The following is a 25,211-nucleotide window of genomic DNA, read 5'->3' on the forward strand; positions in this document are numbered from 1 at the left end:
CCAAAAGGAGCATTAACGGTTATTCTTGGACCACCTGGAAGTGGGAAAACCACGCTTGCCAGTCAGATCGCGTTCGCCGCAGCTCAGCGTGGAGAGAAAGTTCTCTTTTTGACAGCACTGTCCGAACCAACGACAAAGCTCTTAGAGCATCTGCGTTCCTATAGCTTCTTTGCGCCAAACCTCGTTGGTCGCACTGTACAAGTGTTCAGCTTGCAGCAATTTTTTCCACCGGAAGGTCCCATAACGGGGAAGGCGATTGTGGCAGAAGTGCATCGTATGAAGGCGAGTGTCGTGGTGCTTGATGGCTTTCAAGGGTTACGTGGCCAGGAAACCGATTTTGTTGCCGCCCGCCGCCTTCTCTACGATCTTGGAACACAATTGAGTATGTTGGGCACAACCTCACTCGTCACAGCGGAGGCAGATCCCCGCGATACAACGCTCTTTCCAGAGATGACCACTGCGGATGTGCTCATCGGGCTCTACAATACATTGCTCGGCGTGCGCACTCATCGGGCGCTTGAGGTGCTCAAAGTACGAGGGAAAGCTGCATTACCAGGCCTCCACGGTTTGGCGCTCAACGAGACAGGAGTACACGTTTTCCCTCGATTGGAAACCCGCCTCAGGCACCCGTTCAAGGTGGGCTGGAATAAGAAAACGCTCTCAGCAACGCCAGCGAAACGAGCGACCTTTGCATTGCCCGAACTTGATACCTTGCTTGGCGGTGGCTTGACCCGGCAAACAGGGACGGTCCTGATTGGGAGTCCCGGAACGGGCAAGACACTTCTCGCGCTCCAATTTCTCCTTGCTGGCGTAGCAGAGGGAGAACCGGGAGTGTATCTCGGCTTTCGAGAGACAGCAGATCAGTTGGTTCAAAAATCGGAGGGCTTTGCGTGGAGCCAACAATTACAGCACGCTTTGTCTGCGAGGAGGGGATTGACCGTCCATCACTGGGATCCGGTTGAATTGGACCCCGATCATGTTGCCACAGAGGTGCTTGCGGCATTAGAGCAAATAGGTGCACGGCGTCTGGTCATTGATAGCCTTGCTGAATGGGAGCGAGCCATCCAAAGGAGCAGTGGAGCCGAACGTGTTCCCGATTATCTCGCGGCATTCCTGAGTCTCTTACGTGAACGGGGTGTGACGCTGCTTGCCATCAAAGAGCCAACGCAAGGCGTCACCACGCAACCGGATTTCTCCGTGAATGAGCTGACGGTGCTTGCGGAAAATGTGGTGTCCATGCAGCACCTCATCTATCAAGGGAAACTCCATCGCATCCTCTCCGTTCCGAAGATGCGCTTTTCCACCCATGACGAAACGCTCCGTGATTTTCTGATAGCGACGCCCGAGGGGGTGCGCGTGCTGACACCCAATGAAAGTGAACAGGACATCTTGATCAAATTAGCAGAGCAGCAAGCAGCAATCCAACGGAGGGAGCCCCCCCACAGAGGAGTTCCCCTTCAGAGCAAGAGCAACACTAAGAAAGCAGGATGTAACACTTGCATGAGGAAATATACGAACCACCCATCGTCTTGATCGTTGACGATGATATCCCGATTACCGAAATCCTGACGCTGGTGGTCGAGAGCCTTGGGTACCAGCCACTGGTCGCCTTTAATGGTCAACAAGCGCTCGACCTCGCCCGTGAGCACTGGCCAGCGCTTGTGCTCACGGACGTGATGATGCCCATTATGGGGGGATTGGTGTGGTGCAAGGGTTACGTGAGGAAGCAAGCGCAAGGGGAATCGCGCCGCCGCACATGGTACTACTCACGGCAGCCAACATATGGCCTGAGTTATCTTTGCCTGTAGACGCTCTCATCTCTAAACCATTTGAGATAGATCAGCTTGAGCAACTCATTCACCGCTTCCTTCCCTCACCAGCTTCCTCCTAGTTTCTCTCCTCACGTGGATACCTTCTCTGCTAGAGTGCAAGCAGAAAAACAAGATGAGCAAAGACGTACGCAACAGAAGGCCCGTTCTTTTGCCTTGTACTTCATCTGTTCTCAAAAATCAGCGAACCTGCGTAAGAGCCCTTTTGCCTACACCCTGCACCGTGCTGGGAAGTCTTCTCGTCATCATCTCCGCGGTGGATGTACGGAAGGCGTATTGGGAGCGTGTAGAGGGTGCAGGAGGAGGGTATGGTGGTACGTGCGATGTTGTGCGTTGGGGTATCCTCTAGCAGTGAATGTCTGCCGTGGGGCGAGCGTGGAGAGGGTGTATCTTTCCTCATGTTCCTGGTCTGGTAGGTGTCCGTGTCTTCTGTCGTTGTGGAGAGATGATGAGGGGGGAGACGAGATGAGGTACAATAGAGGCATATTTTTGGCAGAGAAGGAAGGTATGCACAAGGCATGCGGTTGAAGAAGACGCAAGCGGGCGTGAGCGTGCAGTCGGCGTTACCCTGGGAGGCGGAGCATTTGTTGTCGCTTGCGGCCCAGGGGCGTGAATGGGTGCCACTCTCCAGTATAGGAGAGCAGGGGCAGGTGCTCGGCGAGATTAACAGCCAGACGTACGAGATTCGGCTGCGCAAAGGGGTCGAGGTGGTGGATCGGCAAGTGGTGGTGTTGAGCCCGCCGGAGGTGCCCAGGCGGTAGGTGAGAAGACTCCAGGCGAGGGATTGAGGGTTCTGTCAGAACTCAAACAACCCCTTGGCAGAGCGGTCAGACTTCTAGTATGCTGATCCCACGAAAACAGGATTGGATGAGGAGCATTGACTGATGAACTGTCCCCATTGTGCTGCCACTACCACCAAGAATCGAGCGAAGAAAACCAAGCTGGGTTATGCGACATTCTCCTGCCCTCATTGTCACTGTGCTTTCAACGAACGAACTGGTACTCCCTTCAACTACCTGGAATTTCCTACCGATATTGTTTTGCTCGTCGTTTTCTGGCGCCTGCGTTACAAACTGAGCCTGCGTGACCTTGCTGAAATGTTTTTAGCGCGTGGTTTCATCTTTACGCACGAGGCCGTTCGCGATTGGGAAGCACGATTCGCCCCATTGATAGCGGAGCAGTTGCGAATCAAGCGGCATGGGAAGGCGGGAAGATCCTGGCACGTTGACGAAACCTACCTGAAAGTGCATGGGAAGTGGTGTTATTTGTATCGAGCTATCGACCAGGATGGAAAGCTGGTGGATTCCATGCTGAGTGAGAAGCGGAATATGGAAGCGGCTAAATGTTTTTTTCGACAGGCTGTTGACGTTGTTGGTCATATTCCCGAGCAGGTGACGACAGATGGGCATAGTTCCTATCCGCGAGCAATTCGTGAGATAATGGGCAGCGATGTTGTCCATCGAACGAGTAAATATCTCAACAATCGGTTGGAGCAAGACCACCGTGGAATCAAACAACGATACTATCCAATGCGCGGTTTTGGAACAGTTGAAGGGGCAGCACGCTTCTGTTGTGCCTTCGACGAATTGCGCAATTATCTTCGTCCTCGTCGCACCATGGGTGAAGCGGTCTCTCTCCTAGAACAACGACAGGTTTTTCTCCAGCGTCTTGCTGCTCTCTAGACGGAAGCGTCAGAACTGAGAACAGGAGAAGCAACAAAATTGTGGGACGACGTCTCGTCCTCTCTCCTTGGGCTTAGGCTCTCAGAATGAGAGCCTTCAAGCTGTTCAGTCGTTGACAAAACAGAGCGCGTTGTTGGGCAAGAGGCACTAATTGGTTCATTGTCGTGCGGAAGCGGAAGAACTGCCGTAACTCATCAAAAGCGCGACAAAATCGGGCTGCCGAGGCTACGTTTCCGAAACCTCGCATCGGGTAGTAGCGTTGTTTGATCCCACGATGATCTTGTTCCAGTCGGTTGTTGAGATAGGGATTGCAACGATGGTGAACCTGGCTACCAAGTGTCTCACGAATCGCGCGCGGATAGGAATCATGTCCATCGGTCGTCACCTGCTCTGGTCTGTGTCCAACTGTCTCGACTGCCTGCCTGAAAAAGCACTTGGCGGCCTCCATATTCCGTTTCTCGCTCAACATACAGTCAACCAGATTGCCATCACGGTCGATAGCACGATACAAATACCACCACTTCCCATGCACCTTGATGTACGTTTCATCGACAAACCAGGATCGACCTGCTTGCCCACGTCGTTTGGCTCGCAGTTGGTCTGCTAACAACGGCGCAAACCGGGTTTCCCAGTCTCGGACCGCCTCATGGGTGAAGACCCAACCTCGCTCGAGAAACATTTCAGCGAGATCCCGCAGACTCAGTGTATAGCGCAACCGCCAGAGGATGACAAGCAGGACAAGATCGGTCGGATATTCCAGAAAGTTGAAAGGCGTGTTAGTGCGTTCGTTGAAGGTATGGTGGCATCCTCGACAACGGAACATCCGATAGCCAAGTGTGGTTTTCTTGTTCTGTTCTGTGGAGGTCGCTGACATGCAGTATGGGCAGTTCATAGGATACTCCTCATCCAAACGTTCCTGTGCTGATCAGTCTATCACGCCTTGTGGAACTCTGCTTGAGGTCCTGTTCTCAGTTCTGACGCATCCGTAGATGACTGGCGAGAGCGCATCGGCGCTTGTAATGGTAAAGTCGTGCGAGCGCTTGATGGGCGCGTCGCCAGAATGACCAGGCTAGGTGATAGGCAAAAGAGAGAGGCAGTTTGCCGACAAGATGAAAGAAAAGCCGCCGGATTTCGGCGACACTGAGGGGAACCATGACCGGGAGATCAGAAGGTACGTGAGTTTGAGCAGCGTCGGCTGCTTCTGGCTCTGGGGTCTGGAGCGTCTGCTCAGACTTTTTTTAAGCACGTTTTCTTCGCCATTGGCTCGTAAGACTGCTAAAAAGGCCAGAGCCAACATCGAGAGCGTGACGTGACGGAACCATCCGTGCCAGGAGCGAACTTCGTACTCATCCAGACCAACCTCTCCTTTGCCTTCTTCAAAACACTGCTCAATGGTACAATCGCAAACGACAAATTCTGTATGAGCCGAGCAGGCCGCTTGCAACTCAGCTGGTGGAGACTGCCGAGAAATCTCCGTCTTCCTGCCACGCCGCAAACGATCTATCCTACTGAGAGACATGAAGGGGAAAGTGAAGCTCAGGAGGATAGGCATGAAAGTACGTCAGTGGAGCATCCGGCGTCAGGCCATCCCAACAGCCGACGGGCAACGGAGGTGGGATCAAGCGTATCAGAATCTGATCCGATGGAGCCTGATGGCTCCGCAGGATCGTTTGCAGGAAGCGCCTCAACAGGAGAATGGTGATGAAAGTGGCAATATATGTCCGTGTGTCTACACAACGGCAGGCGCAAGCACAGACCATTGAGCAACAATTGGAACAACTTCGTCTCCACAGCCAGGCCCACAACTGGCTCTGGTGCGATGACCACATTTTTCGGGATGATGGTTACAGCGGGGCGAGCCTACGCCGCCCTGGGCTGGATCGTTTACGAGATCAAATCAGCGCCGCTGCCTTTGATCGTTTGCTCATCACGGAGCCGTCACGGCTGGCTCGTAAGTATGTGCATCAGGTTCTCCTCATCGAAGAATTCGAGCGAGGAGGATGCCAGGTAGAATTCCTCGATCAACCGAGAAGCGACACCCCTCATGATCAATTGCTGCTCCAGATCCGAGGAGCGGTGGCCGAATATGAACGCAGCTTGATCGCTGAGCGCATGCGGCGTGGTCGGTGGCACAAATATCAAGCCGGTGGTTTACTCCCTTGGACACGTCCCCCGTACGGCTACCGCGTCGATCCGGCACGCCCACGAGATCCAGCAGGGGTCCGTTTGGAGCCAATGGAGGCAGCAGTCGTTGCAGAGATTTTTGCCAACTACACCCAAGAAGGGCAGAGCTTGATGGGCATTACGAGACAGTTAGTAGCCCAGGGTGTGCGCAGTCCCTACGGACGACTGCGTTGGAATCAAGCGACAGTACACGGGATCGTTTCTAATCCGGCGTACACAGGGACGGTGTACATTGGTCGGAGTCATCGCACTCCTTCTCGTCATCGTCACTCTCCCCTTGCTCCCGTCGGTCGAGATCACGGTGGCCATCCTCGCACCCCGCGCGACGAATGGATTGCTGTGGCTCAGGTGCCGGCGATCATCAGCCAGGAGCAATTTGATCTGGTGCAGGCAAAATTGGCTCACAACCAGCAGTTCGCTCGTCGTAACAATACCACTCATCAGTACCTGTTGCGGGCTCTGGTGAGTTGTGGCATGTGCCGTCTGGCCTGTATGGGCCGCAACCGTGAGGGAGGATACGCCTACTACACGTGTCGCGGCAAGAAAGCTCCGATCTACTCCTGCCATGACGAGAAGTGCCCCTCTCGCTACATCCCGGCGAAGCAACTTGATGAGTTAGTGTGGCAAGATGTGTGTAAGCTTCTCACGCATCCTGAGCACATTGTCGCGGCGCTCCAGCGAGCACAAGGAGGACTGTGGCTTCCCCAAGAACAGCATGCAAGGCGCGAGAATTTGCGCAAAGCACGTGTGAGCCTGGAACACCAACTGGAGCGACTCACCGATGCGTACCTGGCCAGCGTTCTCCAATTGGACGAGTACAAGCGCCGGCACCAGGAGCTGGAGCAACGGCTACAATCTGTTGCAGAGCAGGTTCGCCAGTTAGAGGCCAGCGTGGGACACCGGGATGAGTTAGCAGCACAGGTTCAATCCATTGAAGCCTTTTGCCAACGGGTGCAGCAAGGGTTAGACCAGGCGACCTTTGAGCAAAAACGACAACTCATTGAGTTGCTTGTGGACCGTGTCGTGGTCACGGGAGAAGAGGTGGAGATCCGCTATGTGATCCCCCTCTCTCCCAGGAGTGAGCAGATTCGTTTTTGTCATTTGCGATTAGACTATTTCGACCGTCCAGCGGGCGCCGTACGCCTCCACCATCTCCTGCAACGTTGTGCCAATGGGAGCAAAGACCGCCCTCTCTGCTGGTTTGGCTCCCTCGTCCAGGCTTTGTCGCACCAAGAGCCAACGCTGCCACCCGTTGGCCTCTGGCGCGGCGAGTTCGATACGTGCCCACGCGAAAAGGCGCGGCCCTTTGCTCCCAGTGCCTGCACTTAGCTCCTGCCAATCCTCTCTCGCCAGACTACGCGCGACCTGATCCGCTCGCCTGCGCGTTCCCTGTACCTCCACGTGTTCTTTGCAGGCCACCGCCAGGGCATATGCCTGCTTGCGGGTCTCCAAACCAGCTCGGAGCGTCTGTGAGCTCCCGTAGACGGTATCACCGGTCACCCAGGCAACCTCCAACCCGGAATCTAAGCTGCGCCAGAGCATGCGGGCGGCCAATTCTGGCTTGGTGGAGAAACTCACCTCTTCAGGGACATCTGCTGCTCGGCAGCGGTCGAGGTCCTGGGTCCAACTCTTGGGCAGATACAGCTCACGGTCCAGCAGCGTATGCCCCTTGGCGCTTGCGTACGCTAAGAACACGCCGATCTGGCAATTCTCGATGCAACCAGCCGTGCCGCTGTACTGTCGCTGCACGCCCACCGATTTGGTGCCTTTCTTCAAAAAAACCGTCTCATCGATCACCAACACCGCCTTGGGAGCCGCAAGTGTTTCCACGACATACGTACGCAGCTCGTCTCGCACCCCGTCGCAATCCCACTTCGCCCGGTCCAAAAGATGTTGTATCGCGTATGGAGTCGCTTCCCCCAGCGCTTCAGCCACTTGCCACCCATTTTTTCGTTCCACTGGACTCATCAATCCTTGTACATAGGTTTGCGCACGCTGATACGATTCTGGTCGCACAAAAGCACGTCTGATCCGCTGGCCCAGTTCGTTGAATGCGGTGGTCCATACCTCTTCAGGAGAGGAAGATCCATTGATCGTGGAAAAAAGAAAACGCATACAGGATTCTCCTTGTGTTTTTCATTTTCTCCTTGGATGGTTCCCCTCCCTTATGGAGATTTCTAGAGAACGAGGCAACTCCAAGCAGCTCGTGCCTCTGTGCGGTGAGAGATTTCGCGCATGCCTTGACCCAAGCCTCAACCTTTTAGTAACATGAATGTACTCCACAACAGTTTGAGAGCGAAGAAACCGAGGGAGAGACTACAAACGAGATTGACAAGGCGGAAGAATACCGGTGTGACGAAACGCCGCCCCCAGGCAATCAGGCTCGACATAAAAACAGACCACAGCAATGCGCTGACCAGAAAACCAGTAAAGAACACCAATAAATCTTTGGGATCGAGAGAAGCTTGCCTCGTTGCAATCAGCGTGGGAAGGACGCTGAGCCAGAACACGACCGGGAAGGGGTTGGCCAGAGTAAGTGCGGCACCCAGTGCAAAATCTCCACGCACGTTTGCAGCTTTCGTCTCTCCAACCTTCCCCCGATAAGCATCTCTGAGCGCCTGCCACGCGAGCCACAGCAAGAGCAGCACACCTGTCGCGCCCAATATCACTCGGGCGAGCATATTTTGCACCAGGATGGCAGCGCCAACGAAGGCGATTACAGCCCATAGTATCAGTCCAATCAACGCACCAAGTTGCAGAAGCAAAGCCCAGAGAAAGCCACGCTGCCCTAAACCTCGTAAAAGCTGAGCAGTTATGGCACCAGGAGTAGCGAAGAGGGCAATGCCAAGTCCGAATGCAGAAAAAAAGAGCGGCATAACAAAACCTCCATAATAGCAGGATGCTTCTTTCCGGGGAGAATTTCCTTTCCTTTCAGAGCGCGCCGTTTGAGATCGCTCTGAAAGGAAATTAACCAGCTTTCAAGGCAGTGACTACAGATATTCAGCTCGCAAAGGCGAAGCCACTTCCTCTGCCAGCCGACGCAGGATACCCTGAGCAGCGGGCACAGGCACATGATAGATGATGTGCGTTGCTCCTACTTCTATATATGCGCGTGTCTCCAGACGTGCCGCCTTCAAATCAGAGGGGTCAACAGAGATATGCCTGGAACGCTCAATGGTCGCCGGATTGCGCCCAATGGCTGTACAATAGTTTTCCAGAAGCATGCTCTTCTGACGATATATCTCGGGAGAATCGACGCTACAATCCCAGATGTCGGCATACTGAGCAATCACTTTCAAGGTCTGTTCACCGTCTCCACCGATGACAAAAGGCGGAGATGGTTTCTGAAGAGGCTTGGGATCGCAAGGCGCTTCGCTCAATTGGTAGTAGCGACCCTCAAAGGTCACCAGCGGCTCCGTCCACAGCCGCCGGATCAACTCGCATGCCTCTCCTAAACGGCGAATACGTTCACCCGGCGGAGGGAGTGGGATGCCATAGGCGAGATGCTGCCGCTCTGACCAGCCAGTCCCAATGCCGAAATTCAGCCGACCGTGGGAAATGACATCGATGGTCGCGGCCATCTTCGCCAGAATCGCGGGATGACGATAGGTATTATCTGTGACCATGACTCCCACGCGTAAACGTCGCGTCTGGGCCGCAAGCGCCGCGAGTAAGGTCCATGACTCCAGGTAAGGTCCTGTGGGGGTACTATTCAGGTCCATGAAGTGATCATTCAGCCAGGCATGTTCGAAAATGGGGATGCTATCTGCCTCCTGCCAAACATCTAGCAACGCGTCGTGGGTCGCATGCCGTTGTGCCGTTTTAATGCCGAAGCTCAGTGGTCTTTGTCTATTCATACGTCCTTTATCCTCCTGATAGTAGCGGACTGATACATCATTTTGATGCTCCTAGTATATGCTTCGCACGTGCTAAAATACAGAAAGAAAGTAAGGCAGATCTCTTTTTCGATCTGAGATAAGAAGGGGGAATCTCACAATGACCTTAGAAGTTGAGAAGATACTTGATGAAACTGGCTGGCGCTTGCTCCATGAATTGCAGCAGAATGCACGCCTATCCTACACGGAACTGGGACAGCGCGTTGGACTCTCCCTCCCATCGGTCGCCGAGCGTGTGCGGAAGATGGAGGAAGCGGGCATTATTACCGGCTATCATGCCGAGGTCAATCTGACCACGCTGGGTTTGCCGATCCTCTCCATTATTCGCCTGGGGAGCTTTGTGGGAGAGAGTTGCGGACGTGTCGCTGCCCAGGCCAGCGAGATTCCTGAGGTTCTGGAATGTTATAAAGTGACAGGAACTGACTGTGTCTTCGTCAAAGTGGTTGCCGCCTCGATGCCTCACCTGGAGCAAGTCATTGAGCAGCTCTCCCGCTTTAGCATTGCCTCTACCTCCATCGTGTTCTCCACACCCATGAAGAATCGAGCCATCACACATGAGCTGCTGAAGCGGGCAGAAGCCACGCAAGAGAATTTGCTGTAGCTTCCACCGCTCCAGAGAGCGCTCTTCTGAAGCTCTCTGATGGCTTCACATTGTACATTTCTCCGATGAGCCTAAAGAGCCAGTTCGCTCAAAACAAGCTCCGTTCTCCTCGCCCGCGTACACCTGCGTGCAGCTATTGACGTTGAGCATGGTGAGCATCTACAACTGTAGGACTAGCTAAATCTTCTGACAGACCCCATGCTTTCATGGCATCAAAAATGAGCTGGAGACGTTGTCCTCGTTCCGTGAGTTGATACTCGATATGTAATGGTACCTCTGAGTACATTGTGCGTCTCACAATGCCTTGCTCCTCTAACATACGTAGCCGATCCGTCAGCGTTTTCGGGCTAATTGGGTGGAGTGAACGACGCAGTTCCCCAAAGCGTTTGACTCCACTCAACAACTCATGCACGACGAGAATGGTCCACTTGCCTTCTAAGATCTCCAAAGCGCGTTCTACTGGGCACGTCTTCTCAAGCATCAGCATATCCTCATAGTTTATTTTTTGAAACTAGAGCACTTTTTTGAAACTACTTTACAACTCTACCACAGCCACACTACTATGATCAATGATCCACTTGCCTGAGCAGTGAAAGGAAAAGAGCAATGAAGAAAATCACCCATCGTTGCCATTGTGCATCACCAGTTTCACCGAGACGGAACAAGATAGTGGGAAAAGGAGAATGACAAGATGAAGATTGCCGCACTCTATGATATTCATGGGAATCTGCCAGCGCTGAATGCGGTACTAGAGGAGCTCAAAGAGATACAACCAGACCTGATCGTTATCGGAGGAGATAGCATCTCCGGACCCATGCCAGGGCAGACCCTGCAACGTCTCTCCCAGCTTGGCGATCAGGTCCGCTTCATTCGCGGCAATGCCGACCGAGAAGTCGTCATGACTTTTGACGGCCAGCCGCTCAGCCGGCGACACTTGCCCGATCTGTCAGAGAAGGGGCATGAGGAGATACACTGGGTTGCCGGGCAGCTCACGCGCTCCGAGCGGGACTTTCTGGCAGCACTGCCGGAGCAGGTTGTATTCCAGATCGAGAATCTAGGAAGGGTGTTGTTTTGCCACGCAACCTCGCGTAATGACGAGGAACTTTTTACGCCCATCACACCCAAAGAGCGGATCAGCATCATCTTCTCAGGTGTAGAGCAGGAAATCGTCGTCTGTGGGCATACACACATCCAGTTCGAGCAGCAGGTAGGCAACTTACGCATTCTCAATGCGGGGAGCGTTGGGATACCCTTTGCGGACCGGCCCGGCGCGTACTGGCTCCTGCTGAGTCCGCAGGGGTACGAATTTCGGCGGACCGTGTACGATGAGGAGGCGGCTGCGCAAGAGATACGTGTAAGCGAGCATCCACAAGCGCAGGAGTTCGCGGAGGAAAATGTGCTCAAGGTCCGGACAGCGGCTGGGATGACGGAAATGTTCGAGCGCATCGCAAAGGAGTGCTGGTCGCAGGGAAGATGAGGGAACAGGAAAGGTGGCTCTGGGAAAGAGCGTTTCCTGCTCGTAAGACGGCAGGGGTGTTTTGAAAAGCAAGAACAAGGACTCAGGAGCAGGCATGGGTGAACTCTCGTGGGCCTTCGTGTGCCAAGTGGCACGGTCGCCATCGTGATCAACGATTGAAGAGCACAGTACCTCACAAATGATGAACAAGAGAAAGGAATAGCATCATGCCCATCCTCAATCTTTCTATTGATGAACTGCTGACCACGACACGCTCAGTGCGCAAGCGCCTGGACCGGGCACGCCCGGTAGAAGTGGAGGTGATTCGAGAATGCCTGGAGCTGGCTTTACAAGCTCCTACCACGAGCTCAGGTAAGAAAGGGCACTTTGTCGTCGTCACTGATCCCTCCCAACGTGAGGCCCTGGCTGCACTCTATCGCAAAGGAGCAGCTCTCTATGCCCACCAGAGAGATCAGATGCGAGCGGCGATCACTGATGAGGAAGAGGCGACAAAACTTGCTGCGATTCTTGACTCAGCGCAGTACTTGATTGACCACCTGCATGAGATTCCCGTCCACGTTATTGCCTGCATCGAGGGCCGCGCCGGGAATCTCTCCGCTGTTGAAGAAGCGGCTCACTGGAGTGCGATTCTGCCTGCGGTCTGGAGCTTCATGCTAGCAGCGCGGTCACGTGGCCTGGGCACTGTCCTGACAACCCTCCATCTCGACTTTGAGCAAGAGGCGGCGGACGTGCTGGGCATCCCTTACGAGCAGATCATGCAAGTAGCGCTCATCCCCGTTGCTTATACGCTGGGGACTATATTCAAGCCCGCTGCTCGCAAACCGTTAGAATCAGTGCTCCACTGGGATCGGTGGTAAACAGAAGCCTGAGAGGCGTGATGGTTTCACAATTCGCGGAAAGAGTGTAAAAATTGCTCTCGCATCCTGGGGTGTACTTTCACACGCACGGCATCACTCTTGAGCTGAAGTGCACTCCGCGCTGTATTCATCGCACTGACCTGCGTCATGATGAACGGGCGATGATCTGCCCAGCGGTATCGCGAGCGATGACGGCCAGACCTATTGGCGTTGAGTCAATGCCGTCTGCTGCCATCCGGTAAGGCAGACAGGTCTGATACGATAGAAAGTATCTCACTCCTTTTGTCGCATGAGGAGGCATATTATGTCTTATCCGCAAGCATTATCGCAATGGAGAGAAACGGTGTCAATCGCCTTTCCGAAGCTCAGTCGTCCACAAGCAACGGTCTTGGCGCTGTGGAGCTATGGCATGATTCTCGCCAAATCCTGTGGGATCACTCTGGTCTGCGCGACGCTAGCTCTGCAACTGGGGTGCTCGGAGGCGAGCTTGGCGCAGCGTTTAAGAGAATGGTGCTATGGGGCAAAAGACAAAAAAGGGAGCAAGCGCCAAGAACTGGAGGTCAGCACCTGCTTTGCGCCATTGTTGCGCTGGCTCTTGAGCTGGTAGCCTGCTGACGAACCACGCCTGGTGTTGGCTTTGGATGCTTCTACATTGAAGAAGCGTTTTACGGTGTTGTGTATCAGTGTGGTCTATCGTGGCTGTGCGATCCCTGTCGCGTGGAAAATTGTGGGTGCGGAAGAAAAGGGGGCGTGGCGCCCCTATTGGATCATCTTACTTTCCCAAGTGCAGGGCAGTGTCTCGACTGATTGGACGGTGCTCGTCCTCACGGATAGAGGTTTGTACGCCCCATGGCTCTTTGAGCATATTGTGATGCTCCGATGGCATCCTTTTATGCGGATCAACAAGCAGGGAAACTTTCGCCCAGTCGGAGAAAACACCTTTCGTGGCCTCTCTACAGCAGCCCCAGTGCCAGGTAGTAGCTGGTGTGGCGTGGCGGACTGTTTCAGCACAGAGGAGAGCCGTTTGCGTTGCACGTTGCTCGCTCGCTTCGATGAAGGCTACACAGAGGTTTGGTTGGTGGTCACTGATCTTGCTTCAGGGCAGGCCAACGTTGCTTGGTATGGGATGAGGAGTTGGATTGAAGGAGGGTTTAAGGATACCAAGCGAGGGGGATGGCAATGGCCCAAACCAAAATGGTGGACCCGCAACGGGCAGAACGGTTGTGGTTAGCCATTGCGGTGGCAACGTTGTGGGCAGTCAGCGTGGGTGGAGATGCTGATGCCACATTGCCTGTAAGCGGTTTGCAGGCGTTGCCTCCCACTCATGTGGCTCGTCGCACCGCATCTTCTCGCTCGCGTCCACGCATGCTCAGTTGCTTTGCCCGCGGCCTACTGATGATTGTCGGGATGTTGTTGAGAGGCGATGGCTTGGTCCTCGGCCGCTTTGTTCCTGAATCCTGGCCCCAGTCTCCTCCACTGGCTCGGCACAATCTGAAAGAGAAGAAAACCAAGCACAAGACTCATGCCCCTCAGGAGGCCGCTTGATGAAAAACCTACTGTTGAAAGGCTGCTCCGTCCCCCTGCTGGCGCGCCACTTTCCACGCACGCAGATCGCGCTCAATGACCTGTGTTAGATCGAAGGTGCGCTGGTGCTTGTTCTCTCACCAGGTACAGAACTGGGTCAGGTCTGTACGGACGGCGCGTTGGGTAGCCATCGAGATATCGTTGGTGGTGAGCAACGCAAGATACTGCTCAAGCAGGTGATCGAACATGGGTGCTCCTGATATTCCTGGTCGTCTAGAATGTGTGTGCGCGGCGTGCAGATTATCGGCAGCGTCAGGATAGCAGAATCAAAGAAAAAATGCAATACCATATCGGCAGTGTCGAGGCGTTTTGGGGTCTCAACGTTGCCGATATGGTTCACTATCGGCAACGTTGGGCTTGTTTGCTCTGTATTGCAGCCCCGTGTCACATGACTCCTTCCCATTGGAAATCGCTTTGGCGGGCTTAAAGAACCAATAGCGACTCGCTCACCTCTTTTTTGGAACTTGTGTCTTCCGATTGACTCCACTCCCACATGGCAACAAAAATAGGTTGGAGACGTTGCCCCCGCTCGGTCAGTTGATACTCGACATGCAATGGCACCTCTGAGTAGATCGTACGGGTTACGATGCCTTGCTCTTCCAACAGACGTAATCGATCGGTCAGGGTTTTCGGGCTAATGGGGTGCAACAAACGGCGCAATTCCCCAAAACGCTTGACCCCATTGAATAACTCACGTAGGAGCTGAAGGGTCCACTTGCCTTCCAACATCTTCAAGATGGGTTTGATTGAGCCAGGACATTCAGGATCGATCATCAGTGCCTCCTTTTAGTTCATTTTTTGAAACTAATGCACTTTCCTGAAACTACTTTACAAATATACCATAGTTCGCTACTCTTGTGCAAGAGGTCATTCTCAAGCCTGGAGGAAAAGAGCTGCTCATTTCCCAAGAGGGCCATCTGGTCACGTTGATGAACGTTTTCCCAGACCCGGCCCAAGCCTCAATAAGAACTCGTTGATCGACTTCCTTCGCGCGCGTAAAGGTCGGTGAAGGGTGCGCCCGGTCTGATCGGGGCGCAGTTCGCACCGAAGCAGAGATGGTACCCGTGTCGGAAACTCCGCACAATGGAGATCGAAGGCGGACGCGGGACCGCTTCCAGAAGGTGTATCGCGAGCAAATGGCTGTCCGTTGGAAGGCGAGCTACGCGCGTCGATCCGCATCCCTACGCGCGTCGTCTCTCTCTATGAGAAGGAAGAAGCGTTGATTGGTTGATACATGATGAAGATCGAGTAAAGCTTGAAGCAAGAAACAGAAAAACAGTTGTCTCTATTCGCTTGAAACAGGCGAAAGATGGGAGGAAAAAGTGAAAAGGCCGTTTGAAGTGGATTCAGTCGAGTATCCATTCGAGGACCATTGGCTGCCGTATCGGGATGGATACATTCATTACATTGACGAAGGACAGGGGCCGACGATTCTTCTCCTTCATGGCAATCCCACCTGGTCGTATCTCTATCGCAATGTCATCAAGGAACTGCGCAGCGAGTGTCGTCTTCTCGCTTTGGATTACCCTGGATTTGGGATGTCAAAAGCGCCTTCCCAGTATGGTTTTACGCCACAAGAGCAAGCGGATGCCGTCGTGGATTTCATCGGTCGCTTGAACCTTATGCATGTTGTTTTCGTCGTCCAGGATTGGGGAGGACCTATTGGATTGCACTACGCAGTCCGGCACCGGGAAAACCTGCGCGGCATTGTCGTCATGAACACCTGGGCCTGGCCCGCGACTTTGCTGCCCGTGAAACTGTTTTCCTTGGCAATGGGGGGATGGCCCCTGGGATACTGGCTTCAGACACAGCGCAACTTTTTCGCCAAAGTCATTGTCCCAGCCGGGATCTCTCATGCTGAAAAAGTGACGGAAACCTTGAGAAAGGCTTATAGTGATCCATTCCCAACTCCAAAATCACGGATACCAACCTGGGTTTTCCCCAGACAGATTCGCAAGGCACGGTCGTGGCTCGCGGAAACTGAAGCAAAACTACCAGTACTCTCTGATGTACCCGCGCACATTCTCTGGGGGACGAAAGATGGAGGCTTCCCACATGAGATGCTGGAAAAATGGCAGAGCTATCTCACAATGAACGAAACCGAACCGCTGGATGATGCTTCTCACTACGTGCAAGAGGATCGGCCAGATCGAGTGGTCGCAGCTATCCGAAGCGTCCTTGAGAGAACGAACTCAGCATCCTCCGAATTGACGCGCGAACAGGCAGAATGAGAGAGAAGCGAGCAGCAAACAATGAGCAAATTTACGCCAGAAGAAATAGCCTATTTCCAGAGCCAGCACTTTGGCAGGTTGGCAACCGTCAGCCCAAAGGGTGAGCTGCATATAGCGCCTGTGACCTTTGACTACAATGCGCTTGAAGATAGTATCGATATTGGTGGATATAACATGACAGCAACGAAGAAGTATCGTGACGCGATCCGTCATGGGCGTGTGGCCTTCCTGATAGACGATATTTTGCCATCCGGGCAAGCGCGTGTCGTTGAAATACGTGGAAGGGCTGAGGCAGTGCCAGAGCGTGGAAACGAGATCAAGACGATGGGCGCGCGCGAGCTTTTGCGCATCAGGCCCATGCGTATTGTCACCTTTGGTTTGGATGGTACCAGTACTCTGCGGGACAGGGTAAGAGGGATTTTTCTCAGTCGGAATGTGGAATAAAGCAGACTAGTTCCCGAAAGGTACAACGGGAAAGACGCAGGCTGGATGTGACTCAAAGACCTCTTGGTCTGCATGTGATGAATACCTTGCTCCGGTATTCGTCGTAGAGGACTCAACCCTCTTCCTATGTGGCCGTCAAATCCAACTTGCGCCTCGCGGTAGCTAAAATGCAGAGCCTTGAGGAATGCCTTCGAAGGAGAATACAGAAGGGAAAAGGATACATGGAACAGAGAGCAGAAGTTTGTTCGTTGCGGGAACGCGTTGGTATGTCGGTAGAGGCAGCTGATCCGACAACATTTGTTGCGACGCTTGTCGAGATTGAGAGAGCGGGAGTTGACCACGTCTGGGTGACCGGTCCGCCGTGGAACCTAGATCGGCTCACGACGCTGGCGGCGGCAACGATGCGCACGACTCATCTCGGATTGGGAACTGCTATCGTGCCGATCATTTCGCGCCATCCAGTACTCATGGCTCAGCAGGCTTTGAGCCTCAACGCCCTGGCAAAAGGCAGGCTGCGGCTAGGTATTGGCACTTCTTGGCCAGAATGGGGAAAGAGCGTCTACGGCGTAGAAATGGAACGGCCTCTCGCCTATTTGCGAGAATATGTCCAGGTGCTACGTCCGCTCCTTCAACAGGGCAGGGTCCATCACCAGGGGCACTACTTTACGACGGATGTCTTGTTACAAGCTTCATCGCAAATCCCCCTGTTTCTATCAGCGCTCGGACCGGGGGCTTTTCGTCTCGCGGGTGAAGTTGCGGATGGTGTACTCCCTTACATGTGTCCGATTCCCTACCTGCTCAATACGGCTCTGCCAGCCCTTAGAGCGGGTGCAGCCACAGCCGGGCAACGCTGTCCGCTTGCCGTGGCTCATGTACCAGTAGTTTTCACCAAGGATCGAGCGACCGCATTACAGGTTGGGCAGCAGGCAATACGCCTTTACACGACGCTTCCGTTTTATCGCAATATGTTCGTGGCAGCAGGATTTTCGCAACAGGAGATTGAGACCGTTTCAGATCGCCTAGTTGAAAGCCTGTTCGTCTTTGGCGATGAAAGCACGATACGAGCCCGCCTGCTGGAACTGCTCAGGATGGGATTTGATGAGCTGATGATCAGCCTTGCTCCGGTCTCCGACGCTGTTCAGGAAGAAATACGCCTGGCACGGCTCATTGGTCAATTGTGATCTTGAAATGTGCTGGCTCATGTGCATGGACGAGAAAACATCCATGGAGGAACAGACTATCGCTTTGAATGACGAGTTGAGCATCCAGGTGGTTTGGTTGCCTGTTTCGGCATCATAATCCTGGTGACGGTGGTCATGGTATGCCGTCCTGGAAAGATCGATGCAAAGGCACACTAAATTACCACTTTTCTCTCCATCACTGGATCATGACGAGTGGAATCTGAAGCATGATACTCGTCTACAAGCAGTCGGTATGGGTGACAGGGAGCCGAGGAAAGAGCGGATTGCGAGTTGAACGCTATGCTACAAATTTCAGTTGTTTCTGATTCCCGCTCAGCGGACAAGCTGAAGGCAAAGCGCTTGTGAATTTCGTCAGCGGGCCTACCGGGCCAAAGAGAGGAGAAGCAAAGCAGGATGCATGTTGAGTATCTCACCGAAGAACAAGAGTAACGCTATGGACGCTATATTGGCGAACCATCCCCAGAGCAACTCGCACGCTAGTATCATCTAGACGACGAAGATTGTTTGCTCATTCGAGCTCGCCGTGGAGATCACAATCGCCTGGGCTTTGGGGGCACACTCAGGTTCCTGGGTACCTTTCCCACTGATCCGAGAGGAAACGCAGCGTAAAAATAAACTCACCGCCATTTGTGATGAACTTTTCCCAGAACTGACTCAAGTGCTCAAAAAAAACAATCTATCTACGGCTCTTACCATCCGTGAGCGCTTTCCTACCCCTCATATGCTTGCTACGGCTTCTTTTTCTGCGCTGCAGGAGGCGCGAGGCCAAATGAGACAGCTCTTTGGACAGGGCTTTTTGGTTTACCCGAAAAGAGTGAAAAAGAAGTCATTTCTTGCTACACTTAGGAAAACTCAAAACACCCCTAAGAAAGCGAGAAATGACCTTGGATGCACCTTACCATATTTGACGAAATGAAAAAGCCTTTCCCGAAGCGATTGACGTGGATCCCACCTCCTTCTACGCCGCCTTTTCTCAGGTGAAAGATCAACGCGGCAAACGAGGGAGACGGTATCCCCTCCCGTTGATATTGACGCTGCTGCTGTTAGGAAAGCTGGCAGGAGAGAGCAGTATCCACGGGATTGTGGAGTGGATTAAGGAGAGAAAGGAGCAACTTCAGGGCTATTTGGGGTGGCCTAGGCGCTTTCCAACCAATTCCACCTACACCTTTGCGCTCAGTCAGTGTGATGACCAGGAGATTGCCACCGCTTTGGCTGGTGTTCTGCTGAAAGCCAGGGCCTTGAGGAAGGCGTGCATGGGGGGCGTGGAAGTCCGTTTGGGGACAAAGAAGACCTCAAACCAGCCTGCGGCATTGCTCAGGTGTGTATGGAGTTCGGGAGTTGGGCTTCAAAGTGGGCCAGGGCACGCTGTGAGGCGTCCGTTGAACCCAGCAGCGCGGTCACCGGTGCGTCGAGGCCCTGGAGGCGCTCCTCTGAAGGGCGCGTGTCTGTCGTGTCTGTGAGCGCGGCAAGAAAGGCCGACTCGTCAGGCTGCTGTTCAAGATCGTCGAGGAGTTTCATGGTCAGTGTGAGCGACCAAATTGCACGACGTAGAAGATCACCTCATGATACCTGGCGCCCGGATTTGTCGGAAGCACCTGAGCGCAAACCGGGAGGGCTGGATGTGCGCTCCTGTACAAGCGTGCCCATGAGACCTTTGGGAGTGGGAAGAGCCGCATCAGGTGCAGACCTTCGACAAGACTCTCGTGTAGTCGGCCAAGTGGGCTTTTGCAAGAGCATGGTGATAGAAGAAGAGGCAAGCATGTGTGGTTGAGACTGAATACCCAGCAGAATGTGCTAGAAGATCAGGAGCAACGGTGTGTGCCTCAGCGGAGGTCGCAAAGACTGCTATTTCAAGGACTTCTCCATACGTTTCCTCCCAGACGACCAGTTTCCCTTCGGGTTGATAGGTGACGCAACACGCCCAACCATTACTCTTCTTTACATCAGTCATCTTCATTCCAGCAGCGAGAAACGCCTCATAGACGTTTCTCGCTGTGTATGGCAGACCTGGCTGTGGAGTTTCAGGAGGATTGGAGACAAGAAAGGCTGGATAGTGCGAAGCAGATGATGGCGTTGTCGTTTGATGGGGGGAGACAGCCTGCAACTCAGACACAAAAAGCCCAATCACTCCTACAAGAAGGCTACAAAAGAAAAGAAGCAGCGTTTTCTGTGTCCTGTTGTTTCCTTTCGAAAAGAAAGGCAGAATCTCTCTTCGAGAGAGGGGTTGGGCTTGCTCTCTTGGCGGGTGAGCGTTCGTTGCATCGGTAGACATACATCCTCCCTCCTGTTGAGGAAACCAGCACCTCTGCCAGCGTCACGACGGAATGTACCAAACTGGTGACGACAAGCGCAAGGCAAGTGAGACCATTGAGCGGCAGTATTCCTCTTAGTGTATATTCTGTCTCCCTGTCCATGCAAGTAGCCCCCAACTCAGCATGTATCAGATGAGCTGAAGATGCCTCTTTTGCCTCGCTTAGAGGTGGAAATGGAAAATGAAATGAAGCCTATTTTGACGGAGGATGTGAGGTGGAAAATAGGCTTCATCTTGCCCTTCTAGGGCATTCATATGGCTTTACAAGCCTTCCTCGCCTTCTTGCTTGTAATGAGCGATTGCTGCTGTGGTGAAAGAGTGCTTGATTGCCTCTTGACGAGGAGCGAGACGGCATGTAGAGTGCTTACAAGGAATACATGAGGTAAGGAGGCAGAACCGATCATGCCCATCATTTTTGAACATCGTCTGGGCAACAGCCCCTCTGATAAGAAGCTGAGAAAGATCTACCATCTCCATCATACCCTTTGGACGCTCTACTTCACATTTTTCTTCGCTGTCGTTGGTTTTAGTATAGCTATCCTGGTGGGTGTCGGCGGCAATCCTCTCTTTGCTGTGACCATCAGCGCCGTCACGGTTGGCGTGCTTGTGCTTTTCTTGAGGTTTCGCAGGAGACGCAGGGAGTAATCCTGGAGATCTAGGCTTAGAGATTCCCTTGCAATATTTCGTACAGCGTCATCGACGATGTCAGAGCATCTGGACCAGGGTATCAGGGATGGGCTGCCCCCGTTCACGCAGGCTCGCCAGGGCTTTGAGAAAGGCATGGAGTTGGGGCGTGACGCTTCGCTTGGGGACCAAGAAGACCTCAAACTAGCCTGCGGCGTTGCTCAGGTGCACATGAAGCTGTAATAACAGGGAGAATTAGCACTTTAGTTATTCTCCCTGTTATTTTCTATAGTCGCATTAAATAGTAACCACCAGAAAAGAATTGTGCCAATGATCCACGTTATTTCAACATCACCACCAAACTTTGGTGCTTTTTTTCTAGTCATTATTGCTGCTTTTCTTTTGTTTAAGCGTTATCGTAGTAGGGCAACAGCCGATGAAAAAATGAGAAGCGATGGTATTCTAGCTCAAGGCTCTTTAGTAAATCGTCGTAAAGGATTGATAACTTTTGAGCTCATATACATATATGAAGTTCAAGGAAAAACATATAGCCAGATCCAACGTGTTGATGAAGAAGCTTTTAAGGGTATGAATCCTAACAAAGCTGTAACGGTCTGCTATATAGTAGAAAACCCAGAAATATCTGTGTTGTCTGATATACCGGTAGTTTATCTAGAATGGCAACTTTTTTTGCTGCTATTATCATTATTTCGGTTTATGTGATTATAAATGTAATATTTGCTCTAATAGCATTATGTATAATACTCGTTCGTCATTGAATTCCTGCCCATTGGCTGATTAGTCCCTTGTCTCGATGCCTTATCTGGTTCGCTCCACAACATAAGTTGGGGGTATCTCTCGATCTCAGGAAACGAGCGATAGTGACGTAGAGAAGAACGCGACCTCCCTTTTCCCCTCTAGCTGAGTAACTACAGAGATTCATTTTTTCCAGGATTGGAGATGAAGATGTCCAGTCTATGATAAACTAGACAAATGAATAAGGAACAGGAAAGGACTGGACGAGATGGAAAGAAAAAGCTACACAGCGGAGTTCAAAACGAAAGTCGTTTTAGAGAGCCTGTAGCGGGATACAACGCTCGAGCAGGTGTGTCAGCGCTTTGGCGTCTCCAAATCGATGGTCCATCGGTGGCGCAACGAGTTCCAAGAAAAAGCCCCGACACTCTTTGCGGATAAACGTAACCCTTCGCAGAAAGCCATAAGCCAAGGCTACAAGCCGGGAGAGTCACCAGATGAGCTGAAAAAGATCATTGGAGAGCTCACCGTCCAGAATGAAATTCTAAAAAGAGGCATGCTCCTACGGAGCACCACCGCGGATGAACCAGGGTATACTTGGAAGGAAGGGTCCCAACGCGCAGGACGAAGTTTCCGCTTGATACGCCTTTGAGCGTGGCTAAAAAGATGTTCCTGGGTATCGAAATGCACCACCGCATGTCGCTCCTGAAGAGGAAGCACGAAGAGGAAAATATCAATGTGTGCAGATACCCCATTGGTGACCTTTCACCCACCAACGTCTCTCTGCTTCACCAAGGAGGGTGGTTGCCATGCATGTGCTTTACCAATGTTGTTGTGGTCTTGATGTTCACAAGCGCTTCGTGGTTGCGTGTCTGATCTGGTACAGCGAGGATGGCAAGCAACACAAAGAGCTCCAACGCTTCTCTACGCTCACCCCTGACCTGCTCCGCCTAGTTGATTGGCTCCAAGCTACCCACTGCACCCATGTGGCCCTCGAATCCACGGGGGTGTATTGGAAGCCAATTTTCAACCTGATGGAGGGGCTCTTCGAGATCGTGTTGGTCAATGCCCAGCACATGAAGGCGGTCCCAGGTCGCAAAACCGACGCGAAAGACGCTCAGTGGATTGCCGATTTGTTGCAACACGGCCTGCTCAAAGCCTCCTTCATTCCACCTCAGCCCCAGCGCGACTTGCGGGATCTGACCCGCTATCGCAGCAGCCTCAAGCAAGAGCGAACGCGTTACGTGAACCGTATCCACACATTGTTGGAAGAAACCAACATCAAGTTGAGTTCCATCTTCGCCGACATGATGTGCAAAACGGGGCGTGACATTCTTCATGCGCCTCTCCGCCGGGGAGATCAGGCCTGAGGTGTTAGCTGATCTGGCGCTGCGACGTATCCCAAGCAAACGGGATGCTCTGGTTCCTGCCTTGCAAGGATGTATGCGAGCCCACCATTGCTTTTTGTTGGAGGAACTCCTCATGATGGTCGAGCACCTTGAGCGCCGCATCGCACGGCTGGATCGCGAAATTGAAGAGCGTCTCGCTCCTCAGAAGGAAACGATGGAACGACTCGATGCGATCACCGGGGTCAGTCAACGCGTGCTAGAAACCCTCTTTGCCGAGATCGGATGGGACCTCAAGGCCTTCCCAGATGCGGCCCATCTCTCCTCCTGGGTGGGCATCTGCCCAGGACAGCATGAAAGTGGAGGGAAGAGGATGAGTGGACGGACACGCAAAGGGAATCGGCATGCAAAAACCATCCTGGTGCAAGCAGGTCACGCTGCCGGAAAGACCAAAACGTACCTGGGAGCACAATTTCGGCGGATGAGCAAGGGGCGAGGAATCAAACATGCTGCGGTGGCGGTGGGACATAGTATTCTGCTGATCTACTACCAGATGCTCACTACAGGGCAGCCCTATGAAGAGAAAGACTCTCTATGTCAAGCCCTCAAATGATCAATGTGAAACCAAGCAAAAATTGAGAACAGGAGGAAGAACGATGCTTCCAACACGGCATGAAGGAGTGTACCACGCCGCTCAGGCGTGTCAAGGAAAGCGCAGCGGCTTGACACGCCTGAGCTTGCGTGGTCAAAAAAAGGCATGCCGAGTTGAAAGGCAAAAAAACAGGCGCCTGTTTTGCCTGGGAGGAAGAGCGCATCGCTTCTCTGTGGTTGATTCAGCCCTCATGCCGCACGAGGCGCATGCTGATGTCTAGCGTGTTCAAAGATCGCAGGCTGGTAGGCTTCTCTTTTGAGCCACAGCGCAAAGAGAATGCGGACCCAGACATTGGCCAACGCGCGGACAGCAACGCTGTGACTTTTGCCTTCCCGACGTTTGCGCTCATAGTACTCGCTAGCCCAGGTTTCGGTCTGGATGCTTTGCCAGGCAAACTGCTGCAGCACATTGCGCAACGGCTTGATGCAGGCATAGCGCCGATGCGGCTTGGCATAGTTGCCACTTTCATAGGGGACTGGCGAGGTCCCAGCCAAGGCTTGCAAACTGGCTGTACCTTGATAGCGCGAGCGATCATCCCCAAATTCTGCCAACAGTCGTGGGGCAATCCGCTTGCCTGCACGAGGCAGCGTGCGAAAGAGATGACTGTCAGCATGCATCAAAAAAAGACGCTCGATCTCCTGATCATAGGCGGCAATCGCTTCCATCACGGGCTGCAATTGACGAATCAGAGCGATCAACAAACGCGATTTGGTCCTGCACGTCACGTCATCGGCAGCCAATTGGGGCTGATGCACCTGATACACAATCGTGGCAGCGGCCTTCTTTGGCGTCGGATGTCCAGCGCTTTTCAACACTTCAGCCATCTCTTCGCACGAAGCGTTCATCACCTCCAGCGGAGTCGGATAGGCGAGCAAGAAGCGCAAGGTCGAAGGTTGCTGCACTTTGGTAAACAGAGTGAGCGCACTCGGATAGTAGGCTTTGAGACAGGCGGTCAGTTGATTGACCAGGCGGGTTTGCATCTGGATCAAGCCATCTTGATCGCGCGTCAAGGCTTTGAGTTCGGCAATCAGGGGGCTATCGGGTTCCAGCCGTCTCAAATCAGCCACCTCCGATCGGCCGTGCTTCGCCAGCAGATAGGCATCAATCTGGTCCGTCTTGGCTCCCGATGCCGAGCGTTTGCGATCCACCGTTTTGGGGTTGACTGGGTAGACGGGAAACCCAGCTTCCAACAAGTGCGTAATCAACAATCCACGAGTGGTCTCAACAATGCAGGCCAGTTCGGCCTTGTGCTCTGGACCACAGATGGCTGTCAGGCGGTTGGTCAGCTCGTCGAGGCCTTTCGAGGTGTGCATGACCCGAAACGAGGCGAGCTTTTGCCCTCGTTCATCGAGGACGAGAATGTCATGATGGGTATCTGCCCAATCGATTCCTGCAAACCACATACGCAGATCCTCCTGCTGAAACAACGGCTCCTGGTGAGGCGAGAGGGTCCTTTTACTGCGGCGCTCATGGCGCGACTCTCCAATGATTCGTTTTCCAGGAACACAGGAAGGCGAAGAGCGATCTTTCTCAATTGG

28 protein-coding genes and 4 pseudogenes are annotated in these 25,211 nt (G+C 53.2%); 22 read left to right on the top strand and 10 right to left on the bottom strand.

Annotated features, from left to right (window positions below):
• The first annotated feature begins 21 nt into the window (after window positions 1–21).
• From JMJ16_RS14600 to JMJ16_RS14615, 4 genes are all read left to right on the top strand, one after another.
• Complete coding sequence (locus JMJ16_RS14600; protein WP_236601576.1) at window positions 22–1,533, top strand: ATPase domain-containing protein; 1,512 nt, start codon at window positions 22–24, stop codon at window positions 1,531–1,533.
• The gene (locus JMJ16_RS14605; protein ID WP_236601495.1) at window positions 1,497–1,808 is read left to right on the top strand and encodes a PleD family two-component system response regulator; all 312 of its coding nucleotides are present in this window, start codon (window positions 1,497–1,499) and stop codon (window positions 1,806–1,808) included. The genes JMJ16_RS14600 and JMJ16_RS14605 overlap by 37 nt, the downstream gene beginning before the upstream one ends.
• Before the next feature lie 539 nt (window positions 1,809–2,347).
• Complete coding sequence (locus JMJ16_RS14610) at window positions 2,348–2,590, top strand: transcriptional regulator (protein WP_201382353.1); 243 nt, start codon at window positions 2,348–2,350, stop codon at window positions 2,588–2,590.
• A 123-nt stretch (window positions 2,591–2,713) separates the two neighbouring features.
• Window positions 2,714–3,511 carry an IS6 family transposase gene (locus JMJ16_RS14615; RefSeq protein WP_201382355.1) on the top strand — a complete coding sequence of 266 codons (798 nt, stop codon included), beginning with the start codon at window positions 2,714–2,716 and terminating at the stop codon, window positions 3,509–3,511.
• Window positions 3,512–3,584: 73 nt separating this feature from the next.
• On the opposite strand, the gene JMJ16_RS14620 is transcribed toward JMJ16_RS14615, so the two are convergent.
• Both JMJ16_RS14620 and JMJ16_RS14625 read right to left on the bottom strand, forming a co-directional pair.
• Entirely contained in the window at window positions 3,585–4,403 is an 819-nt protein-coding gene (locus JMJ16_RS14620; RefSeq protein WP_201380793.1) for an IS6 family transposase, read from the bottom strand.
• A 177-nt stretch (window positions 4,404–4,580) separates the two neighbouring features.
• Window positions 4,581–4,907, bottom strand: a pseudogene (locus tag JMJ16_RS14625) (IS701 family transposase); the annotation flags it as partial.
• A 154-nt stretch (window positions 4,908–5,061) separates the two neighbouring features.
• Between JMJ16_RS14625 and JMJ16_RS14630 the strand changes: the two are divergent.
• Together JMJ16_RS14630 and JMJ16_RS14635 are read left to right on the top strand one after the other, a co-directional pair.
• Window positions 5,062–5,274 carry a hypothetical protein gene (locus tag JMJ16_RS14630; protein ID WP_201382357.1) on the top strand — a complete coding sequence of 71 codons (213 nt, stop codon included), beginning with the start codon at window positions 5,062–5,064 and terminating at the stop codon, window positions 5,272–5,274.
• Window positions 5,213–6,316 (top strand): annotated as a pseudogene (locus JMJ16_RS14635) (recombinase family protein); the annotation flags it as partial. The gene JMJ16_RS14630 and the pseudogene JMJ16_RS14635, both read left to right, overlap by 62 nt.
• Before the next feature lie 486 nt (window positions 6,317–6,802).
• Here the strand turns inward: JMJ16_RS14635 and JMJ16_RS14640 are convergent.
• The 3 genes from JMJ16_RS14640 to JMJ16_RS14650 form a co-directional block, all read right to left on the bottom strand.
• Window positions 6,803–7,810, bottom strand: coding sequence for an IS701 family transposase (locus JMJ16_RS14640; protein ID WP_236601496.1), 1,008 nt, complete (start codon window positions 7,808–7,810; stop codon window positions 6,803–6,805).
• 137 nt (window positions 7,811–7,947) lie between these two features.
• Entirely contained in the window at window positions 7,948–8,571 is a 624-nt protein-coding gene (locus JMJ16_RS14645) for a LysE family transporter (protein ID WP_201382359.1), read from the bottom strand.
• 114 nt (window positions 8,572–8,685) lie between these two features.
• The gene (locus JMJ16_RS14650) at window positions 8,686–9,552 is read right to left on the bottom strand and encodes a TIGR03560 family F420-dependent LLM class oxidoreductase (RefSeq protein WP_201382361.1); all 867 of its coding nucleotides are present in this window, start codon (window positions 9,550–9,552) and stop codon (window positions 8,686–8,688) included.
• Between the two features lie 139 nt (window positions 9,553–9,691).
• Between JMJ16_RS14650 and JMJ16_RS14655 the strand changes: the two genes are divergently transcribed.
• Window positions 9,692–10,192 carry an Lrp/AsnC family transcriptional regulator gene (locus JMJ16_RS14655; RefSeq protein ID WP_201382362.1) on the top strand — a complete coding sequence of 167 codons (501 nt, stop codon included), beginning with the start codon at window positions 9,692–9,694 and terminating at the stop codon, window positions 10,190–10,192.
• A gap of 133 nt (window positions 10,193–10,325) precedes the next feature.
• Here JMJ16_RS14655 and JMJ16_RS14660 read toward each other — a convergent pair whose 3' ends face one another.
• A complete protein-coding gene (locus tag JMJ16_RS14660; RefSeq protein WP_236601497.1) occupies window positions 10,326–10,673 on the bottom strand; it encodes a helix-turn-helix domain-containing protein in 348 nt (115 codons plus the stop codon).
• Window positions 10,674–10,883: 210 nt separating this feature from the next.
• Between JMJ16_RS14660 and JMJ16_RS14665 the strand changes: the two genes are divergently transcribed.
• The 5 genes from JMJ16_RS14665 (at window position 10,884) to JMJ16_RS14685 (ending at window position 14,071) form a co-directional block, all read left to right on the top strand.
• Window positions 10,884–11,669 (top strand): metallophosphoesterase, encoded by a 786-nt coding sequence (locus JMJ16_RS14665; protein ID WP_201382366.1) that lies wholly within the window; start codon window positions 10,884–10,886, stop codon window positions 11,667–11,669.
• Between the two features lie 206 nt (window positions 11,670–11,875).
• Window positions 11,876–12,526: a nitroreductase family protein gene (locus JMJ16_RS14670; protein ID WP_201382368.1), complete on the top strand. Its 651-nt coding sequence runs from the start codon at window positions 11,876–11,878 to the stop codon at window positions 12,524–12,526.
• A 304-nt stretch (window positions 12,527–12,830) separates the two neighbouring features.
• On the top strand, window positions 12,831–13,133 hold the full coding sequence (locus JMJ16_RS14675; protein ID WP_201382370.1) for a hypothetical protein: 303 nt from the start codon (window positions 12,831–12,833) through the stop codon (window positions 13,131–13,133).
• Window positions 13,134–13,196: 63 nt separating this feature from the next.
• Window positions 13,197–13,757 carry a hypothetical protein gene (locus JMJ16_RS14680; protein WP_201382372.1) on the top strand — a complete coding sequence of 187 codons (561 nt, stop codon included), beginning with the start codon at window positions 13,197–13,199 and terminating at the stop codon, window positions 13,755–13,757.
• Window positions 13,706–14,071 carry a hypothetical protein gene (locus JMJ16_RS14685; RefSeq protein WP_201382374.1) on the top strand — a complete coding sequence of 122 codons (366 nt, stop codon included), beginning with the start codon at window positions 13,706–13,708 and terminating at the stop codon, window positions 14,069–14,071. The genes JMJ16_RS14680 and JMJ16_RS14685 overlap by 52 nt, the downstream gene beginning before the upstream one ends.
• A gap of 462 nt (window positions 14,072–14,533) precedes the next feature.
• Here the strand turns inward: JMJ16_RS14685 and JMJ16_RS14690 are convergent, their stop codons facing one another.
• Window positions 14,534–14,884 carry a helix-turn-helix domain-containing protein gene (locus JMJ16_RS14690; RefSeq protein ID WP_201382376.1) on the bottom strand — a complete coding sequence of 117 codons (351 nt, stop codon included), beginning with the start codon at window positions 14,882–14,884 and terminating at the stop codon, window positions 14,534–14,536.
• Window positions 14,885–15,432: 548 nt separating this feature from the next.
• Between JMJ16_RS14690 and JMJ16_RS14695 the strand changes: the two genes are divergently transcribed.
• The 6 genes and pseudogenes from JMJ16_RS14695 to JMJ16_RS54320 all read left to right on the top strand — a co-directional run.
• On the top strand, window positions 15,433–16,341 hold the full coding sequence (locus JMJ16_RS14695; RefSeq protein WP_201382378.1) for an alpha/beta fold hydrolase: 909 nt from the start codon (window positions 15,433–15,435) through the stop codon (window positions 16,339–16,341).
• A 21-nt stretch (window positions 16,342–16,362) separates the two neighbouring features.
• Window positions 16,363–16,785, top strand: coding sequence for a PPOX class F420-dependent oxidoreductase (locus tag JMJ16_RS14700; protein WP_201382380.1), 423 nt, complete (start codon window positions 16,363–16,365; stop codon window positions 16,783–16,785).
• Window positions 16,786–17,006: 221 nt separating this feature from the next.
• Window positions 17,007–17,966, top strand: a complete 960-nt coding sequence (locus JMJ16_RS14705; protein WP_201382382.1) for an LLM class flavin-dependent oxidoreductase — start codon at window positions 17,007–17,009, stop codon at window positions 17,964–17,966.
• 465 nt (window positions 17,967–18,431) lie between these two features.
• Window positions 18,432–18,578, top strand: a pseudogene (locus JMJ16_RS57050) (DUF4158 domain-containing protein); the annotation flags it as partial.
• Window positions 18,511–18,903 (top strand): hypothetical protein, encoded by a 393-nt coding sequence (locus tag JMJ16_RS54315; RefSeq protein ID WP_236601498.1) that lies wholly within the window; start codon window positions 18,511–18,513, stop codon window positions 18,901–18,903. The pseudogene JMJ16_RS57050 and the gene JMJ16_RS54315, both read left to right, overlap by 68 nt.
• A 61-nt stretch (window positions 18,904–18,964) precedes the next feature.
• A pseudogene (locus JMJ16_RS54320) lies at window positions 18,965–19,138 on the top strand (transposase family protein); the annotation flags it as partial.
• Window positions 19,139–19,301: 163 nt separating this feature from the next.
• On the opposite strand, the gene JMJ16_RS14720 reads toward JMJ16_RS54320, so the two are convergent.
• Entirely contained in the window at window positions 19,302–19,505 is a 204-nt protein-coding gene (locus JMJ16_RS14720) for a hypothetical protein (RefSeq protein ID WP_201382917.1), read from the bottom strand.
• Window positions 19,506–19,662: 157 nt separating this feature from the next.
• The gene (locus JMJ16_RS14725; protein WP_201382386.1) at window positions 19,663–20,100 is read right to left on the bottom strand and encodes a hypothetical protein; all 438 of its coding nucleotides are present in this window, start codon (window positions 20,098–20,100) and stop codon (window positions 19,663–19,665) included.
• A gap of 600 nt (window positions 20,101–20,700) precedes the next feature.
• On the opposite strand from JMJ16_RS14725, the gene JMJ16_RS14730 reads away from it, so the two are divergent.
• The 4 genes from JMJ16_RS14730 (at window position 20,701) to JMJ16_RS14745 (ending at window position 23,634) form a co-directional block, all read left to right on the top strand.
• Complete coding sequence (locus tag JMJ16_RS14730; protein ID WP_201382388.1) at window positions 20,701–20,943, top strand: hypothetical protein; 243 nt, start codon at window positions 20,701–20,703, stop codon at window positions 20,941–20,943.
• Window positions 20,944–21,252: 309 nt separating this feature from the next.
• A complete protein-coding gene (locus JMJ16_RS14735) occupies window positions 21,253–21,645 on the top strand; it encodes a hypothetical protein (protein WP_201382390.1) in 393 nt (130 codons plus the stop codon).
• Window positions 21,646–22,484: 839 nt separating this feature from the next.
• Window positions 22,485–23,045 (top strand): IS110 family transposase, encoded by a 561-nt coding sequence (locus tag JMJ16_RS14740; protein WP_201382392.1) that lies wholly within the window; start codon window positions 22,485–22,487, stop codon window positions 23,043–23,045.
• Between the two features lie 112 nt (window positions 23,046–23,157).
• A complete protein-coding gene (locus JMJ16_RS14745; protein WP_201382394.1) occupies window positions 23,158–23,634 on the top strand; it encodes a transposase in 477 nt (158 codons plus the stop codon).
• 227 nt (window positions 23,635–23,861) lie between these two features.
• On the opposite strand, the gene JMJ16_RS14750 is transcribed toward JMJ16_RS14745, so the two are convergent.
• Window positions 23,862–25,076 (bottom strand): IS110 family transposase, encoded by a 1,215-nt coding sequence (locus JMJ16_RS14750; protein ID WP_201382396.1) that lies wholly within the window; start codon window positions 25,074–25,076, stop codon window positions 23,862–23,864.
• Between the last annotated feature and the right edge of the window lie 135 nt (window positions 25,077–25,211).

The sequence above is a fragment of the Ktedonobacter sp. SOSP1-52 genome (assembly GCF_016587395.1).

Excerpts from the sequence above, each read along its gene's own strand:
- JMJ16_RS14610 (WP_201382353.1), top strand. The coding sequence starts at position 2,348 with ATGCGGTTGAAGAAGACGCAAGCGGGCGTGAGCGTGCAGTCGGCGTTA.
- JMJ16_RS14615 (WP_201382355.1), top strand. The coding sequence starts at position 2,714 with ATGAACTGTCCCCATTGTGCTGCCACTACCACCAAGAATCGAGCGAAG.
- JMJ16_RS14620 (WP_201380793.1), bottom strand. The coding sequence starts at position 4,403 with ATGAACTGCCCATACTGCATGTCAGCGACCTCCACAGAACAGAACAAG.
- JMJ16_RS14630 (WP_201382357.1), top strand. The coding sequence starts at position 5,062 with ATGAAAGTACGTCAGTGGAGCATCCGGCGTCAGGCCATCCCAACAGCC.
- JMJ16_RS14640 (WP_236601496.1), bottom strand. The coding sequence starts at position 7,810 with ATGCGTTTTCTTTTTTCCACGATCAATGGATCTTCCTCTCCTGAAGAG.
- JMJ16_RS14645 (WP_201382359.1), bottom strand. The coding sequence starts at position 8,571 with ATGCCGCTCTTTTTTTCTGCATTCGGACTTGGCATTGCCCTCTTCGCT.
- JMJ16_RS14650 (WP_201382361.1), bottom strand. The coding sequence starts at position 9,552 with ATGAATAGACAAAGACCACTGAGCTTCGGCATTAAAACGGCACAACGG.
- JMJ16_RS14655 (WP_201382362.1), top strand. The coding sequence starts at position 9,692 with ATGACCTTAGAAGTTGAGAAGATACTTGATGAAACTGGCTGGCGCTTG.
- JMJ16_RS14660 (WP_236601497.1), bottom strand. The coding sequence starts at position 10,673 with ATGCTTGAGAAGACGTGCCCAGTAGAACGCGCTTTGGAGATCTTAGAA.
- JMJ16_RS14665 (WP_201382366.1), top strand. The coding sequence starts at position 10,884 with ATGAAGATTGCCGCACTCTATGATATTCATGGGAATCTGCCAGCGCTG.
- JMJ16_RS14670 (WP_201382368.1), top strand. The coding sequence starts at position 11,876 with ATGCCCATCCTCAATCTTTCTATTGATGAACTGCTGACCACGACACGC.
- JMJ16_RS14675 (WP_201382370.1), top strand. The coding sequence starts at position 12,831 with ATGTCTTATCCGCAAGCATTATCGCAATGGAGAGAAACGGTGTCAATC.
- JMJ16_RS14685 (WP_201382374.1), top strand. The coding sequence starts at position 13,706 with ATGGCCCAAACCAAAATGGTGGACCCGCAACGGGCAGAACGGTTGTGG.
- JMJ16_RS14690 (WP_201382376.1), bottom strand. The coding sequence starts at position 14,884 with ATGATCGATCCTGAATGTCCTGGCTCAATCAAACCCATCTTGAAGATG.
- JMJ16_RS14700 (WP_201382380.1), top strand. The coding sequence starts at position 16,363 with ATGAGCAAATTTACGCCAGAAGAAATAGCCTATTTCCAGAGCCAGCAC.
- JMJ16_RS14705 (WP_201382382.1), top strand. The coding sequence starts at position 17,007 with ATGGAACAGAGAGCAGAAGTTTGTTCGTTGCGGGAACGCGTTGGTATG.
- JMJ16_RS14720 (WP_201382917.1), bottom strand. The coding sequence starts at position 19,505 with ATGAAACTCCTCGACGATCTTGAACAGCAGCCTGACGAGTCGGCCTTT.
- JMJ16_RS14730 (WP_201382388.1), top strand. The coding sequence starts at position 20,701 with ATGCCCATCATTTTTGAACATCGTCTGGGCAACAGCCCCTCTGATAAG.
- JMJ16_RS14735 (WP_201382390.1), top strand. The coding sequence starts at position 21,253 with ATGATCCACGTTATTTCAACATCACCACCAAACTTTGGTGCTTTTTTT.
- JMJ16_RS14740 (WP_201382392.1), top strand. The coding sequence starts at position 22,485 with ATGCATGTGCTTTACCAATGTTGTTGTGGTCTTGATGTTCACAAGCGC.
- JMJ16_RS14745 (WP_201382394.1), top strand. The coding sequence starts at position 23,158 with ATGATGGTCGAGCACCTTGAGCGCCGCATCGCACGGCTGGATCGCGAA.
- JMJ16_RS14750 (WP_201382396.1), bottom strand. The coding sequence starts at position 25,076 with ATGTGGTTTGCAGGAATCGATTGGGCAGATACCCATCATGACATTCTC.